Consider the following 15,161-nt stretch of genomic DNA (forward strand, 5'->3'; position numbering starts at 1 on the left):
CCCCTATGGGACTAAGAAAACTGGCGATTGCCACCACATTTTCCTTACTTGCAGCAAATCTTTTTGCCTGTGGAGCAAGTAATGCAGGAAAGACTGAGACTACAGCAGTCACCACACAGGCAGCAGCAGAAAGCAGCAAGGAGGAGAGCAAGGCAGGCGGAGAGAAGCTGAAGATTGTGGCTACCAATTTCCCTGCTTATGATTTTGCAAGAGCTGTTACCAAGGGAGAGGCGGATGTTACCATGCTGGTAAAGCCCGGATCCGAGACCCACAGCTATGAGCCAAGCCCTCAGGATATTATTACCATTCAAAATGCGGATTTATTCCTCTATGTAGGCGGAGACAGTGATGCCTGGGTAGACGGTATGTTAAAGTCCATGAACAAGGAGGATTCCTCCGTTTTCAAAATGATGGATGCGGTAAATTTAATGGAAGAGGAAACGGTTGAGGGAATGCAGGAAGAAGAGGAGCATGACCAAGACCATGAAGGAGAGTCCGGAGAGCCTAAGGAAGAAGCTGCCGACCATGAGGATAAGGCTTCCGAGGCAAAGAGTGACAGCCACGAGGAAGAGGAAGTGGAGATGGATGAGCATGTATGGACCTCTCCCGTAAATGCCATTCAGATTGTAAAGAAGCTGGATGAGAAGATTTCTTCCTTGGATTCTTCCAAAAAGGACGTTTTTGAGAAGAATACTGAGGCCTATGTGAAGGAATTGGAAGAGGTGGATAAAAGCTTTAGAGAAGTGGTAGATTCCGGAAAGAGAAAGGAAATCATTGTAGCAGACCGTTTCCCCTTTGCTTATTTCTGTAAAGAGTACGGCTTAAGCTACTTTGCGGCATTCCCGGGCTGTTCTACCGATACCCAGCCTGCTGCACAGACCATTGCGTTCTTACAGGATAAGGTAAAGGAAGACGGTATTCCGGTGGTATTCCATATTGAAATGAGCAACGAGGATATGGTAAATGCCATTTGTAAGGATACGGGAGCCAAGAAAATGCTTTTGAATGCGGTACACAATGTGACCGATGAGGATTTCAAAGCAGGCAAGACCTATGTGGACTTAATGAAGCCGAATGTAGAGGCATTGAAGGAGGCACTGAATTAATGAGTTATTTTTCCCTAAACAAGATTGGCTTTTCCTATGAAGGGAAGGTGGTATTAGAGGACATTCATTTTTCCGTGGAAAAGGGAGATTATCTTTGTATCGTGGGGGAAAACGGAGCCGGAAAAAGTACCCTTTTAAAGGGCATATTAGGGTTGAAAAAGCCCGGTGAAGGAGAAATCATTCTGGGGGACGGCCTGAAAAGGCAGGATATCGGATATCTTCCCCAACAGACGGAGGCGCAGAAGGATTTCCCTGCCAGTGTTTACGAGGTGGTGGAGTCCGGATGCCTAAACAAGCTTTCCTTATTTCCCTTTTATCGTAAGGAAGATAAGAAGCGGGTAGAGGATGCTCTTCGTTTTTTAAACATTGAGAATTTGAGAAAGTCCTGCTATCGGGAGCTTTCCGGCGGACAACAGCAAAGGGTTCTTCTGGCGAGAGCCCTTTGCGCCGGCTCCAAGCTCTTGATTTTGGATGAGCCTGTGGCAGGGCTGGATCCTAAGGCCCAGACAGAGCTCTACGATTTAATTGACAGATTGAATAAGGAATTAAAGATTACCATCATCATGGTTTCCCATGATGTGAAGGAAATAGTACAAAGAGCAAAGCATATTCTCCATTTGGCCCATAAGCAGTTATTTTTCGGAGAGGCGGAAAAGTATAGAGAGTCGGAGCTTGGAAAAAGTTTTGTGAAGGATTTGGAGGGCTAAATGTTTAAGGTTTTAGGGTCGATGCTTTCCTACGATTTTATGATTCGAGCGATTATCGTAGGTTCTCTGGTTTCCCTGTGTTCTACACTTTTGGGAACCAGTCTGGTTTTAAAAAGATATTCCATGATTGGGGATGGCTTGTCCCACGTGGGCTTTGCGGCATTGGCAATTGCCTATGCTCTGCAATTAGCCCCCATGTCCGTGTCTATTCCGGTCTGTGTGATTGCGGCATTTTTCCTTTTGCAACTGGAAGAAAATTCCAAAATTAAGGGAGATGCGGCTACCGCCCTGCTTTGTAGCGGAGCTTTGGCGGTGGGAGTAATGACGATTTCTTTGACCACCGGTATGAATACAGATGTTTGTAACTATATGTTCGGCTCCATCCTGGCCATCAGTCCCTCGGACATGCGGCTTTCCGTAATTTTATCCGTGGTGGTGCTGTTCCTTTACATTTTCTTCTATCCCCGCATCTTCGCGGTGACCTTTGATGAAAATTTTGCAAAAGCCAGCGGAACCAATACCCGTTTCTACAACATGGTTTTGGCCTTACTGACCTCTATCACCATTGTGCTGGGCATGCGAATGATGGGAACCTTATTGATTTCCAGCTTGATCGTGTTTCCTTCTATTACGGCAATGCGGGTATGTAAAAACTTCTTAGGTACCATTATTCTGGCGTCTATACTTTCTCTCTTTGGATTCTTTGTAGGAATGACTCTATCCTTCCTTTACAGGATTCCTACGGGAGCTTCCATTGTGGTGATAGATATTGTGTTATTCTTCCTGTTTTGTGGGATTGAAGCAATCCGGAATAGAAAGGGATAGAGGATAAGAAAATGAAATTAAGCAGAAAAATGAATACAAAAGAAGAGAAGGCCTTAGGGCCTTTTCGCATTTTCGGAAAAAGCAGAAGAGCAAACGGGATCATTCCTTTGAGAAGGGCTTGTCTTCTTCTTGCCCTTTGCGCAGGATTTTTGGTAGCCTGTAAGGAAAAGGATACCGTGCGGAAGACCCCGGGAAAGGTGGAGAGTACGGAAAGTACTTCTTCCGTATCCGAAGAGGAAGCAATGTCTATGGCGGCTGCTTTGGATGCCTTAGAGTCTAAGGATGCTGCATCGGTGGCGGCGGAAAATACAAATCCCTCCTCAGAAAGTAAAATTGCCGGAAGCACCAATTCCGCAGAAAGCGTGAAGGAAACCGATGAGCAGGGAAGAACCTATCCTATAGATGACTATCCCTACAATCCTAAAGAAGACAGAGGAAAGTATTCTTTGGAGAAGCCGGATATTGTGGTGGGAGATAAACTCTATGCCACTCAGATTAATGACTGGTACAAGAACTTTCAGGATTATGAAGGAAAGACGGTCAGCATTGAAGGAATGTATATGAACTTCGGAGGCTATACCCTGGTGGGAAGAAACGGTCCCTCCTGTCCTTATTGTACCGGTGGCTATGTGAATTTTGAATTTAAAACTGACCTGGATCTTTCCGGATTGGAGTCGGAAAAATCCTGGATTCGGGTAAAGGGCGTTTTACGGCAGGGAAAGTATTCCATTTCCAAGGATGTTTCCCAGTTGATTTACTATATTGAGGCTTTGGAAGTAGAGAAAATGGATAAGCCCGGAGTGAACCCTATCACAGACTAATTCACTAAGGGTTAGTTTAATATAACTTTTATACTTTTCTTTTTCTTTGTCTGTTATACTAAGAGTATAAAATAATAATACTTTTCAATTTTAAGAAAAGTTTGAGAAAAGCAGAAGGAAATACTGAAAACAGTAGAACAAATAAGGAGGAAAACTATGTTTGAACAAGTAAAATTAGACTATGCCTTTGATGCTCTGGAGCCCCATATCGACACGATGACTATGGAAACCCACTATGGAAAGCATCATGCCACCTATACCAAGAACTTTAATGATGCGGTGGAAAAGGCGGGACTTGGCGGAAAATCAGTAGAAGAGATCCTTTCTTCTCTCTCTTCCGTGAGTGATGAGGCCTTGAGAAATGCTTTACAGAATAATGGTGGCGGTTTCTATAACCATAATTTGTATTTTTCCGTTATGAGTCCTAAAAAGGGAACAAAACCAAGCCCTGCCCTGGCAGAGGCAATCAACAGAGACTTCGGATCCTTGGAGAAGCTGATAGAAACCTTGCAGAATCTGGCACTGGGGCAGTTTGGTTCCGGTTGGGCGTTCTTATCGGTAGATAAAGAAGGAAAGCTTTATGCCACAAAGGCCGCAAACCAGAATAATCCTTTTATGGAAGAAGGACAGCATACCCCCATCCTGGGAATTGATGTTTGGGAGCATGCCTACTACCTTCGTTATAAGAATCTAAGAGGCGACTATCTGAAAAATTTCTTCGAGGTTTTAGACTGGGAGAAGGTCAGTGAGAATTATGAGCAGTGCAGGTAAATTTGTTTCCTTCATAACAAGGTCTGAATTCAGAATACTTTTCGACTAAGCTCGACTTTAGTAATAATGGACTGTAGAAATAAAAAGCTACGCTCCGATGCAGTATAGGTCTTTCCTCGGGGCACGCTCTCGCTAGCTTCGCGACTGAGCAGTGGTTTTGTTAACCACTGCTCACTTTGCTTCGCAAAGCAAATTCCTTCGGAAGTTGGTCTACGTACAGGAGGTACCTTTTCTGAAGAAAAGTACCTCCTTACCAGTACTAACTTCAAGCTTCGCTTTGCTCGCTTTCAGTAAGTACTGACGGGCTCAGACTACCCCCTATGAAAGACCTGTACTGCATCAGTCGCGTTGGTTAATGGATTCCTACAGATTTTGTTTCGGCAACGCTCTTGCTAGCCAAGTACCGGCGAGTCTGAAGTATTCCTTTTTCAGACCGGTATAAAGGAAACGTGCATATTATCTTTCGAGAAATAAAAAAAGTATTCTACTCCGATACTCATTCTAGCGGAGTAGAATACTTATTTTTTTTCTAAAAATATGCTAAAATAAAGCGCTAAAAAATTTATGTGAGAATTATTGTTAGCACACTATAAAGTATACTTCAAATAGTATAAAAAGGAGAAAGCAATGGCTGATGTGAAAAGAGAAAGCGGGAAAAATATTTTTTTGTGTAATGATTTTCCGGGCTATGGGAAGGTGGCTTTGCAGGGGATGATTCCTACCTTAACGGCAATGAAATATCAGCTGTTTTCCTTGCCTACCGCTTTGGTTTCCAATGTTTTGGACTTTGGCAAGGCGGAAATTTTAGATACTACGGAATATATGAAGGGCAGCGTTGCGGTCTGGAGAGAACTTGGCTTTTCCTTTGATGCCATGGCTATCGGCTTTATTACCGGGGAAAAGCAGGGAGAATTTTTGGCGGAGCTTTGTAAGGAAGAAAGAGAGAAGGGCTGCGTTATTTTCTTTGATCCTATTATGGCGGACAATGGAAAGCTCTATTACGGGATTTCACCGGAGGCGGTGGAAAGTAGAAGAAAGCTTATGGGGCTTTCAGACTATATTGTTCCTAACAGTACCGAAGCTCTGCTGCTGGCAAGGAAGAATCCGGAGCAGTCGGACTTTAGCTTAGAGGAGGCTAAGGACTTGGTGAAGTCTCTAAGAGAGGCGGGAGCGAAATCGGTTTGTATTACCAGTATGAAGATTGACGGACAAAATTGTGTTTTCCTTTATGACGAGAAGAAGGAGGAGTTTTGCCGGATTCCTTACAGAATGAGAGACAAGCATTTTGTGGGAACCGGAGATTTGTTCTCCGCCCTTCTTCTGGGGCGTTTTATGCAGGAAAATGATTTTTTTGCCGCAGGAATGTGGGCGGTGGAAAAAATCGGAGCATTTATCGATGCTTATGAGGAGGATCATCTTTCTGAAAAGGGTATTCCAATGGAGCGCTATCTGAGTCTTTTAAATGCGTAGTTCTGACTCTTGAATTTTGTACAGTCAAAGTCTGACTCTTTATGTTTCAAGAGAAGATTCGCCAAAGCATAGGAGATATGAAAAATAAGTATGGTTCTTTTCGCTCTGCCGGGGCATTCCCATGGGGGAATTCTTGAAAGAGAAGGTCTTTTGTGCTAGAGTTTAGACTTACAGTTTTTAAGGAGGACATTATGAAAAAGAGATTTGGAGTAGCATTGGTCTTGTCTATGGCCATGGTTTTAGGGGCTTGTGGCGCTAAGCAGCAGGCAGAGAGTGTAAAGGGTACAGAGCAGAAGGGTACAGAAGCCTCTACTGCAGCGAAAGAGGAAAGCAAGGAAGCGGATAGCAAGGCAGATGCCGGAGAGGGAAAGACCTACAAGGTAGGTATTTTAAAGTTTATGGATCACCCCTCCTTAAACCAGATTGAGGACAGTCTTTGTGAGGAGCTGGATAGCTTGTCTGAAAGCTCCGGAGCAAAGTATGAGTATAAGGAATATCGTTTGAACGGACAGGGAGATGCTTCCGTATTAAACCAGATGACTGCGCAGCTGATTGCGGATGATGTGGATGTGATTGTTCCCATTGCTACCCCGGCGATTCAGGTAGTACAGTCTCAGACCGAAGGAAAAAATATCCCCATCGTTTTCTCCGCAGCCTCCGATCCGGTTTCCGCAAAGCTTGTGGATTCTATGGAAAAGCCGGGAGGAAATATTACCGGAACCTCCGATTTCTTAAATACGGATGCCATTATGGATTTGATTTTTGCTCAGAATCCTGAGGCAAAGAAGATCGGTCTTCTGTACTCCAAGAGTGAAAACTCCTCTCAGCAGCCTATTGCTGCAGCGAAGAAGTATCTGGCTGACAAGGGTGTGGAAGTAGTAGAAAAGACCGGAACCACCACCGATGAGGTAAGTCAGGCTGTGGATGCACTGATTGCAGAGAAGGTGGATGCGATTTTCACTCCTACAGACAATACCATTCAGAAGGCAGAGCTTTCCTTCTATGAGAAGCTGATAAAGGCGAAGATTCCTCACTACGGCGGAGCGGATTCCTTTGCGTTAAATGGAGCCTTTGCCGGTTACGGCGTAGATTACGTACAGCTTGGAAAGGCTACTGCGGATATGGTGGATGAGGTACTTCGCCAAGGTAAGGACACGGCAACCCTTCCGGTTCAGACCTTTGATAACGGTATTGCAACAGTCAATACGGAAACTGCCGAAAAATTAGGCTATTCCTTAGATAAGATTAAAGAAGCCTTCAAGCCGTTCTGCACCAAGATTGTGGAGATTAAGACGGAAAAGGAATTTAAATCATAGGATACAAGATGAGTGGATTTTTAACAGTAGGAATTATGAAAACAGCTGTGGAACTGGGGCTTATTTATGCCCTGGTTGCCATGGCACTATTTATTTCTTATAGTATTTTAAATATCGCAGACCTTTCTACCGACGGATCCTATACTTTAGGCACGGCAGTGTCTGCAGTTTTTACAATTTCCGGACATCCGATTTTGGGAATTTTTATGGCTATGTTATCCGGTTCTCTTTCCGGCTTTGTCACGGCCTTTTTGCAAACTACTCTGGGGATTGAAAGTATTTTGGCGGGAATCATTGTGAATACAGGCCTTTATACCGTGAATTTAGCGGTGATGGGTTTTTCTTCCAATCTGTCCATCTTTGGTACAGACACGATTTTTACGCTTTTTGCAGGGGATAATGCCTTTTTAAATGAGTGGGGAGTGGTGATTCTCCTTAGTATTATAGTTCTTCTTCTTTGTTTTTTCTTAAAATGGTTCTTTAAAACCGGACTGGGGCTATCGATTCGGGCAACGGGAGACAGTCCTGCTATGGTCCGAGCTTCCTCTATTAATCCGACCTTTACCATTACGGTAGGACTTTGTTTGTCCAATGCTTTAACCGGTCTTTCCGGCTCTTTAATCGCACAGTATAACAAAACGGCTGATATTAATTTGGGTACCGGTATGGTAACGGTGGCATTAGCATCTTTAGTTATTGGGGAAAGCATTTTCGGAAAGAAAAAGCTGATTTTGCGCCTTTTGGGTGTGGTATTCGGTTCTCTGCTTTATAGAAGCATTATTGCACTGGCTTTACGTTTAAAGGTACCCACGGAAGCCTTCAAGCTGGTCAGTGCCTGCATTGTGGCTCTGGCAATTTCTTCCACCAAGGTGAAGGAGCTTTTACAATATAGCAGATTAAGACGAAATGCTATGGAACGACAGAAAAAGGAAGGGGAGAAGCATGCTTAGTTTATCCCATATTTATAAGACCTTTAATGCGGGAACCATTCATGAAAAAAAAGCCTTGCAGGATTTAAATTTGCATTTGTCTTCCGGAGATTTTGCGACTATAGTAGGAAGTAACGGAGCAGGAAAATCCACCCTCTTTAATGCAATTTCCGGGAGCTTTTTATTGGACAGCGGCTCGGTGGTTTTAGAGGGAGAAGATATTACCTTTTTACAGGAGCATAAGCGGAGTAAATTTATCGGAAGACTTTTTCAGGATCCTCTGATGGGTACCGCGCCTCACATGAGCATTGAGGAAAATCTCTCTGTTTCCTATCTTCGAGCTTCCCACAGCTCTTTATTTTCCAGAGTGAAAAAGAAGGACAGAGAATTCTTTCGGGAGCAGCTAAGCCTTTTGGAAATGGGCTTGGAGGATCGGATGAATCATCCTGTGGGATTGCTTTCCGGCGGACAAAGACAGGCTCTTACTCTTTTAATGGCCACCATGGTAACGCCGAAGCTGTTGCTTTTGGACGAGCATACAGCGGCATTGGATCCTAAAACCGCGGATAAGGTATTGGAACTGACCCGGAATATTGTGGAAGAGAGAAAAATCACCTGCCTGATGATTACCCATAATATGCATCAGGCTTTGGAACTTGGAAACCGAACTTTGATGATGGATCAGGGAAATATCGTTTTGGATTTATTCGGGCAGGAGAGAGAGGGACTTTCCGTAGATAAGCTGCTGGAGCTCTTTATGGCAAAGGCAGGAAAGGCATTGGACAACGATCGTATTCTTTTATCCTAAGAAGGGGAGGAGAGACTATGTTAAAGAAAGACTTTGTAATAACTATTGGTAGGCAGTACGGTTCCGGAGGAAGAATTGTGGGAAAGCGTTTGGCGGAAAGCCTGGGGATTCCCTTTTATGATGAGGAGATTTTAAAAATCACCTCAGAGAAAACCGCTATCGGAGAGCAGTATTTTCGTCTGGCGGATGAGAAGGCCGGAAGCAATGTGCTGTTTAAGATCGTGGATTCCTTAAAGCCCAGATTGGGAAAGCCCAGTTTATCTGAGGACATCGTGAGCCCCGAGAATCTATTTCGTTTTCAAAGTCAGGTGGTGGTGGAGCTGGCGGAGCAGGAATGCTGTATTATTGCCGGCCGTTGTGCCAATGTGGTTCTTCGAGATGCCGGGAAAGAACATGTGGATTTCTTCGTTTATGCAGATATGGAAAAACGTATTGAAAGAACCATGGACTATTGTAAGGTGGAACGAGAAGAGGCTAAGAAGCGTATCAAGAAGATTGATAAGGAAAGAAAAGAATATCATCGTTATTATACCGGAGAAGAATGGATGAAACCGGACAATTACGATTTGATGATTAATGCTTCTCGCATCAATTATGATGAGATGGAATTGTTGATGAGAAATTATCTGCAAATGAAAGGCTATATCGAATGATGAAAAGCATCGCGGGAGCGGGAAAAGTGATAAAGGGCAGCTTAACGGTGCCCGGAGACAAAAGTATTTCTCACCGGGCGGTAATGTTTTCTGCCTTGGCCAAGGGAGAAACGAAAGTAAAAGGCTTTTTGCCGGGGGAAGACTGTTTATCCACCATTTCCGTTTTCCGAAAAATGGGTGTTTCCATAGAACAGGAGCAGGACAGCCTCCGAATTCAAGGCCTTGGTCTTCACGGTTTAAAGGCTCCGGGCGAAGCCTTATACTGCGGGAATTCCGGCACCACCATGCGACTGATGGCAGGAATCTTAGCAGGGCAAAGCTTTTCCTCCTGCTTAACGGGAGATGAAAGTCTGGAAAAACGTCCTATGAAGCGGGTTTGCCTTCCCCTGGAAAAGATGGGGGCAAAAATCAAGATGCAAGGAGAAAAGGGTACAGCTCCTTTGGAGATTAGCGGCTCTCCTCTGAATGGGATTTGCTACGAAAGTCCGGTTGCTTCCGCCCAGGTGAAGTCTTCCGTTCTTTTGGCAGGGCTTTATGCCAAGGGGAAGACCTCCCTGATTGAACCGAGTCTTTCCAGAGACCATACGGAACGTCTTTTGAGGGCTATGGGTGTGGAATGTTCTACAAGAAGCTTAGAGGATGGCAGAGTGGAGATTTCTTTGGAGGGAGGGCAGGAGCTTAAGGCTCTTTCCGAAGAGTATCTTGTTCCGGGAGATATTTCCTCTGCGGCCTATTTTATGGCTTCCGTATTTTTTCTTCCCGGTTCTTCTTTACGACTTAAGAATATCGGTCTGAATCCCAGCAGGTGCGGAATTTTAACGGTATTGGAAAAGATGGGGGCGAAGATTTCCTTGGAAAACTGCTCTACAGTGTATGGAGAAGAGCGTGGGGATATTTGTCTTAACTATGAACCTTTAAAGGCAGTGAATATCGGAGGAGACTTAATTCCTCGTTTGATTGATGAGCTTCCCCTACTGGCTGTACTGGCTACGATTGCAGAGGGAGATACCCGGATTTATGATGCGGCGGAGCTTAAGGTAAAGGAGTCCAATCGAATCAAGGCCTGTGTGGAGAACTTACAGTGTCTGGGCATTTCTGCAGTGGAAACGGAAGATGGCATGATTATTCCGGGAAAAGGCTCTGTATTCGCTCTGGAAGGAAAGAAGATTCCCAGCTTTTTGGATCACAGAATTGCAATGAGCTTTTCTGTTTTAGGACTTCTCTGCAGGGCGGAAAAGCCCATGCAAATTGAGGATTCCGAATGTATTCAGATTTCTTATCCGAATTTTTTCAAAGATTTTGAAAAAGTTCTTGACGAGGGATAAAATATTTGCTAATATACGCTAGTCGGTTTTGAATCGACTGAGGCGAATTGGTCAAGCGGTTAAGACGCAGCCCTCTCACGGCTGAATCCCGGGTTCGATTCCCGGATTCGTCACTCCCGAGCATTGCTCGGGTTTTTTTGTGTCTATTTTTCTTTCGTTTTTTCTTTCTTTTCTTTTTTCTCTGATTTGGTACAATAGAGAAGCATTTAAAATAAAGGAGAAAGATAATGCACAAAAATCTTGTTTTGGATATGGGAAATGTTTTAGTCACCTATAATCCGGTTTGGGTGATTCAAGAATATACAGATAGAGAAGATTGGATTAAAGAAATTAAAGATGTGATGTTTTATTCCGGAGAGTGGATTCGATTGGATGCGGGGCTGATGTCGGAGGAGGATGCTTTGAAAGCATGGATGAAACGTTGCAGTTCACCCCAGGTGGCAGAGCTTTGTAAGAGCTGTTTTGAAAACTGGGATAAGTTCAATATGAAAAAAATCCCGGGAGTGGCGGAAATCCTAAAGGAGGAGAAGGAGCAGGGAAGAAAGCTTTATCTTTTGTCCAATGCGTCCATGAGGCTGGTTCCGATTTGGAGGGAAGTGCTTCCCGGATCGGATTATTTTGACGGAATTTTTTATTCTGCGGCCTTTCATTGCATGAAGCCTCAGGATATTATTTATGAAAGATTTTTAAAGCATTTTTCTTTGGAAGCAAAGGATTGCTTTTTTATAGATGATTTAACGGAAAACATTGAGGGTGCAAAGAAAGCAGGCTTTGATGGCGCGGTTTTACCCCTTCCCCAGGCATCTGCTCTTCAAAAGATTTTGGAAGAAGAGAAAAATGCATAAAGTCTATAGGAGGATAAATGAATCAGCTTAAGGAACATCCCTTTCCTTTGGTGGAATATACAATCAGCACGGGCATTCTCCCAATGGTGGAATCTCCCCTTTTCCAAAGAGAAATAGGGTTACAGCATGGCTTCTCCACCAGAAAAGGTGGTGTATCCAAGGAACATTTGGCTTCTTTGAACCTAAGCTTCTCCGCGGAGGATGCCAAGGAAAACGTCCTGGAGAATTTCCGGAGAATCGGAGAGCGTTTTGGAAAAACTCCTGAGGACTTTGTTCTTAGCAAGCAAAGCCATGAAACCAAGGTACTGAAGGTAGGCACGAAGGACAGGGGAAAGGGCATTACAAAAGATAGAGATTATGAGGGAATAGATGCTTTAATCACGGATGAGAAAGGAATTATACTTTCCTGCTTTTCTGCAGACTGTGTTCCGATTCTATTTTATGATCCTATTCATAAAGCGGTAGGAGCCTGCCATAGCGGCTGGAGGGGGACCAAGGGGAAGATTCTTCAAAACGTGGTGGAGGAAATGAGAAAGCATTTCTCTTCAAATCCCGCGGAGATTCTTGTTGCCATCGGCCCCAGTATTTGTAAGGAGCAATACGTTGTTTCGGAAGACTTAGCTCTTTCCTTCCTGGAGGATTATCCGGATTTAGGGGAAGATACAGCTTCTCCAATTCAAAGGATTTCAAAGGATAAATTTCAACTGGACTTATGGGATTTAAACCGTAGGATAGCGCTGGACTGCGGAATAAAAGAAGAACATATTTCCATCAGCGGTTATTGCACCATGGAGAATCCGGAACTGTTTTTTTCTCACCGTTACAGTCAGGGAAAAAGAGGACTGCAGGGAGCTTTTATCTGCTTACAGGATTAGATAGTACTTAAGCAAAAAGCCGGCTATGAGAGTTCATAGTATGCTTTCCGTTGGGAAAGAAAGGATATGATTTTGCCGATGAAAAAATATGCCATATTGATTTTGCTTTGCCTTTGCAGTCTTTCAGCCTGCGGAAAAAGCAAAGAGAAGCCGGTAGCGAAAGAGGCTTCCGCTTCCAACCTGGAGGATGTAGTGGATGAGAAAGCCAGTTCCTCAGAGCTTTCCAAAAAGGTGGAAGAAAGAAAACAGGAGGAAGAGGAACTTGCTCTTTCCCGATATACCAATCTGGGACTGGTACAGTGTGATTCCAGTTTTATTAACTTCCGTTCCCAGCCTAATGAAAATGATATTCAAAACATTATCGGAATTTTAAAAAATGGAGCAGGAGTGGAGATCTTAGAGTCTCCGGCGGCGGGAACGGAGAACTGGGTGAAGGTCCGTTCCGGAGGTTTGGATGGCTATATTTCCAATCAGTTTTTGCTGGAGGGAGAGAAAGCCAAAGAAAAGGCCAAGGAATATATGGAGCCAAGAGTTACCATCCTGGCGGAAAAGCTTCGTATTCGTTCTACTCCGGAGAAGATTGACGGAAATACCTTAGGCTCCTGTGCCAAGGGTGAACGATATATTGTATTGGGAAGAAGCGGAAAGGATTATCTGAAAATTTCTGCGGATACCATCGAAGGGGTGGAAGAGGCTTATATATCTTCCAGTGCGGAAAATGTGAGTTTGGAATATGGCTTGGATGAGGCGCGAAGCTACAATTTAAAGCAAAAGGTTATAAACCAGTATGACCACCTTGGTGTATCAAAGGCCCAAGACTATATCAATATCCGTTCCGACCCTGCCGACAAGGGCATTGACAACATTATCGGAAAATTCCCGGGCTATGCGGGAGGAGATATTTTAGGGGAAGAAAACGGTTGGCTGAAAATCCGTTCCGGAGAAATCACCGGCTATGTAAAGTCGGAGCTGGTGGCGCAAGGAAAGGAAGCGGAGCAGCTGGCTCTTGCCCATGCCCAGGTTATGGCAACGGTCAATACGGATGCCTTAAACGTCCGGGCAAATCCCAGTACGGAATCCAATGCCTGGACCAAGGTTACAAGAGATCAAAGATATTCCGTGGTTAATCAGCTGGATGGATGGGTACAGCTGGACTTAGACTCCGGAGATGATCAGGAGGGGGATCAGGGAGCCTATGTTTCCACAAGAGATAACAATGTTACCGTAAACTACGGTTTAATCGAGGCCATTTCCTATAGACCGGCACAGGATAGAGCCAATATTGCGGCAAAGAGACGAAGCGATTTGGTAAACTTTGCTTGCCAGTTTGTAGGAAACCCCTATGTTTGGGGCGGGACTTCATTGACCCACGGAGCGGATTGCTCAGGATTTACCCAGACAATTATGAGTAAATATGGCGTTTCTTTACCCAGAGTTTCCAGGGAACAGTCCAGAACCGGTGTGAAGGTCAGCAGTGAAAATATGCGTCCCGGAGATTTGATTTTCTATGCCAACAGGAGAGGTGTGGTAAATCATGTAGGAATCTATATTGGTAATGGTCAGGTGGTCAATGCGGCCTCCAGACGTTCCGGAATTCGAATTTACCGTTGGAATTACAGAACTCCTGTGGCAATTCGAAATGTATTAGGAGAATAGTGAAAGCAGGAACAGCTAAAGGAAACAAAGGGGCATAAGTAAAGTATTAAAGCAATAAAATATATTCAAAGCAGAAAAGCAAAAGAAAAGCAGAAAGTATAAGAAAAGCATAAACTAAGAAAAGCAGAAAGTATAAGAAAAGCATAAGCTAAGAAAAGCATCAGAAGGGAATAAGGAGACGGTATGGAAAGCTACGTTTTATCTTGTTGTTCTACAGTGGATATTTCTAAGGAATGGGCGGAAAAAAGAAACATTCTTTTAGCCTACTTTCGTTTTTATTTAAATGAAGAGGAGTACAGAGACGATTTTTATGCCTCCCTTTCTCAGGAGAAATTATTTGAAAGAATGTTAAATGGGGAGAAGAGTAAGACTTCCCAGGTAAACAGTGAAGAATATATGACTCTTTTCCGCCCCAGCTTGGAGGCGGGAAAGGATATTGTTCATTTCTGCTTATCCAGCGGAATATCCGGCACCAGAAATTCCTGTGAAATTGCCAAGGACATTCTCCTGGAGGAATTTCCGGATAGAAAGATTGAGATTATAGACTCTCTTTCCGCCTCTGCAGGCTATGGACTCTTGGTGGATAAGGCAGCAGATTTGAGAGACCGGGGACTTTCCATGGAGGAGCTTGTTGAGAAGATTCTGGAATACAGAAATCATTTACAGGGATATTTCTTTACCTCAGATCTTCGCTTTTTTATCCAGGGAGGAAGAATCTCCAAGGCGGCCGGATTTATCGGCGGTTTACTGAATATCTGTCCCATTATCATGATTACGGAAGAGGGAACCCTAAAACCTATCGAAAAGGCAAGAGGAAAAAAGCTGGCCTTTAATAACCTGCTGTCCAAGATGGAAAAGAAGGGATTTATGGAAGAGGAGAAGGTATTTCTCTGTCATTCCGCCTGCCCTGAGGATGTGGAAAGCTTAAAGGAGAAGATTCTGGAACGCTATCCGAAGGCGAAGATTGAGCCCTTTGTGATTGGCGGCACCATTGCCTGCCATACCGGACCCGGCACCGTGGCTTGCTTTTTCTTTGGAAGAGAAGGCAGATAAG

15 protein-coding genes and 1 tRNA gene are annotated in these 15,161 nt (G+C 44.1%); all 16 read left to right on the forward strand.

Annotated features, from left to right (window positions below; genetic code table 11):
• Window positions 1-5 precede the first annotated feature (5 nt).
• The 16 genes from HNQ46_RS01330 (at window position 6) to HNQ46_RS01405 (ending at window position 15,160) form a co-directional block, all read left to right on the forward strand.
• Window positions 6-1,106, forward strand: coding sequence for a metal ABC transporter substrate-binding protein (locus HNQ46_RS01330; protein WP_183681954.1), 1,101 nt, complete (start codon window positions 6-8; stop codon window positions 1,104-1,106).
• Window positions 1,106-1,813: a metal ABC transporter ATP-binding protein gene (locus tag HNQ46_RS01335; RefSeq protein WP_007155900.1), complete on the forward strand. Its 708-nt coding sequence runs from the start codon at window positions 1,106-1,108 to the stop codon at window positions 1,811-1,813. The genes HNQ46_RS01330 and HNQ46_RS01335 overlap by 1 nt, the downstream gene beginning before the upstream one ends.
• A complete protein-coding gene (locus tag HNQ46_RS01340) occupies window positions 1,814-2,638 on the forward strand; it encodes a metal ABC transporter permease (protein WP_183681957.1) in 825 nt (274 codons plus the stop codon).
• An 11-nt stretch (window positions 2,639-2,649) separates the two neighbouring features.
• Entirely contained in the window at window positions 2,650-3,459 is an 810-nt protein-coding gene (locus HNQ46_RS01345; RefSeq protein ID WP_183681960.1) for a hypothetical protein, read from the forward strand.
• Between the two features lie 156 nt (window positions 3,460-3,615).
• Window positions 3,616-4,230: a superoxide dismutase gene (locus HNQ46_RS01350; RefSeq protein WP_183681963.1), complete on the forward strand. Its 615-nt coding sequence runs from the start codon at window positions 3,616-3,618 to the stop codon at window positions 4,228-4,230.
• Between the two features lie 627 nt (window positions 4,231-4,857).
• A complete protein-coding gene (locus tag HNQ46_RS01355; protein ID WP_183681966.1) occupies window positions 4,858-5,700 on the forward strand; it encodes a bifunctional hydroxymethylpyrimidine kinase/phosphomethylpyrimidine kinase in 843 nt (280 codons plus the stop codon).
• Window positions 5,701-5,891: 191 nt separating this feature from the next.
• Window positions 5,892-7,016, forward strand: a complete 1,125-nt coding sequence (locus HNQ46_RS01360; RefSeq protein WP_207719922.1) for an ABC transporter substrate-binding protein — start codon at window positions 5,892-5,894, stop codon at window positions 7,014-7,016.
• Window positions 7,017-7,024: 8 nt separating this feature from the next.
• Window positions 7,025-7,966 carry an ABC transporter permease gene (locus tag HNQ46_RS01365; protein WP_183681971.1) on the forward strand — a complete coding sequence of 314 codons (942 nt, stop codon included), beginning with the start codon at window positions 7,025-7,027 and terminating at the stop codon, window positions 7,964-7,966.
• The gene (locus tag HNQ46_RS01370; RefSeq protein ID WP_183681974.1) at window positions 7,959-8,753 is read left to right on the forward strand and encodes an ABC transporter ATP-binding protein; all 795 of its coding nucleotides are present in this window, start codon (window positions 7,959-7,961) and stop codon (window positions 8,751-8,753) included. The genes HNQ46_RS01365 and HNQ46_RS01370 overlap by 8 nt, the downstream gene beginning before the upstream one ends.
• 17 nt (window positions 8,754-8,770) lie before the next feature.
• Window positions 8,771-9,406 carry a cytidylate kinase-like family protein gene (locus tag HNQ46_RS01375; protein ID WP_183681977.1) on the forward strand — a complete coding sequence of 212 codons (636 nt, stop codon included), beginning with the start codon at window positions 8,771-8,773 and terminating at the stop codon, window positions 9,404-9,406.
• Entirely contained in the window at window positions 9,403-10,731 is a 1,329-nt protein-coding gene (gene aroA, locus HNQ46_RS01380; RefSeq protein ID WP_183681980.1) for a 3-phosphoshikimate 1-carboxyvinyltransferase, read from the forward strand. The genes HNQ46_RS01375 and aroA overlap by 4 nt, the downstream gene beginning before the upstream one ends.
• Window positions 10,732-10,772: 41 nt before the next feature.
• Window positions 10,773-10,844, forward strand: a tRNA-Glu gene (locus tag HNQ46_RS01385).
• 114 nt (window positions 10,845-10,958) lie between these two features.
• On the forward strand, window positions 10,959-11,576 hold the full coding sequence (locus HNQ46_RS01390; protein ID WP_183681982.1) for an HAD family hydrolase: 618 nt from the start codon (window positions 10,959-10,961) through the stop codon (window positions 11,574-11,576).
• A 17-nt stretch (window positions 11,577-11,593) separates the two neighbouring features.
• Window positions 11,594-12,451: a peptidoglycan editing factor PgeF gene (gene pgeF / locus HNQ46_RS01395; protein ID WP_183681985.1), complete on the forward strand. Its 858-nt coding sequence runs from the start codon at window positions 11,594-11,596 to the stop codon at window positions 12,449-12,451.
• Window positions 12,452-12,529: 78 nt separating this feature from the next.
• A complete protein-coding gene (locus tag HNQ46_RS01400) occupies window positions 12,530-14,107 on the forward strand; it encodes a C40 family peptidase (protein WP_315270714.1) in 1,578 nt (525 codons plus the stop codon).
• Between the two features lie 183 nt (window positions 14,108-14,290).
• Window positions 14,291-15,160, forward strand: coding sequence for a DegV family protein (locus HNQ46_RS01405; RefSeq protein ID WP_183681990.1), 870 nt, complete (start codon window positions 14,291-14,293; stop codon window positions 15,158-15,160).
• The last annotated feature ends 1 nt before the right edge of the window (window position 15,161 follow it).

Origin of the sequence: Oribacterium sinus, assembly GCF_014202695.1 — a bacterium.
GTDB classification, from domain to species: Bacteria; Bacillota; Clostridia; order Lachnospirales; family Lachnospiraceae; genus Oribacterium; species Oribacterium sinus.

Excerpts from the sequence above, each read along its gene's own strand:
- HNQ46_RS01335 (WP_007155900.1), top strand. The coding sequence starts at position 1,106 with ATGAGTTATTTTTCCCTAAACAAGATTGGCTTTTCCTATGAAGGGAAG.
- HNQ46_RS01390 (WP_183681982.1), top strand. The coding sequence starts at position 10,959 with ATGCACAAAAATCTTGTTTTGGATATGGGAAATGTTTTAGTCACCTAT.
- HNQ46_RS01365 (WP_183681971.1), top strand. The coding sequence starts at position 7,025 with ATGAGTGGATTTTTAACAGTAGGAATTATGAAAACAGCTGTGGAACTG.
- HNQ46_RS01405 (WP_183681990.1), top strand. The coding sequence starts at position 14,291 with ATGGAAAGCTACGTTTTATCTTGTTGTTCTACAGTGGATATTTCTAAG.
- HNQ46_RS01360 (WP_207719922.1), top strand. The coding sequence starts at position 5,892 with ATGAAAAAGAGATTTGGAGTAGCATTGGTCTTGTCTATGGCCATGGTT.
- aroA (WP_183681980.1), top strand. The coding sequence starts at position 9,403 with ATGATGAAAAGCATCGCGGGAGCGGGAAAAGTGATAAAGGGCAGCTTA.
- HNQ46_RS01345 (WP_183681960.1), top strand. The coding sequence starts at position 2,650 with ATGAAATTAAGCAGAAAAATGAATACAAAAGAAGAGAAGGCCTTAGGG.
- HNQ46_RS01370 (WP_183681974.1), top strand. The coding sequence starts at position 7,959 with ATGCTTAGTTTATCCCATATTTATAAGACCTTTAATGCGGGAACCATT.
- HNQ46_RS01400 (WP_315270714.1), top strand. The coding sequence starts at position 12,530 with ATGAAAAAATATGCCATATTGATTTTGCTTTGCCTTTGCAGTCTTTCA.
- HNQ46_RS01350 (WP_183681963.1), top strand. The coding sequence starts at position 3,616 with ATGTTTGAACAAGTAAAATTAGACTATGCCTTTGATGCTCTGGAGCCC.
- HNQ46_RS01355 (WP_183681966.1), top strand. The coding sequence starts at position 4,858 with ATGGCTGATGTGAAAAGAGAAAGCGGGAAAAATATTTTTTTGTGTAAT.
- HNQ46_RS01330 (WP_183681954.1), top strand. The coding sequence starts at position 6 with ATGGGACTAAGAAAACTGGCGATTGCCACCACATTTTCCTTACTTGCA.
- HNQ46_RS01340 (WP_183681957.1), top strand. The coding sequence starts at position 1,814 with ATGTTTAAGGTTTTAGGGTCGATGCTTTCCTACGATTTTATGATTCGA.
- pgeF (WP_183681985.1), top strand. The coding sequence starts at position 11,594 with ATGAATCAGCTTAAGGAACATCCCTTTCCTTTGGTGGAATATACAATC.
- HNQ46_RS01375 (WP_183681977.1), top strand. The coding sequence starts at position 8,771 with ATGTTAAAGAAAGACTTTGTAATAACTATTGGTAGGCAGTACGGTTCC.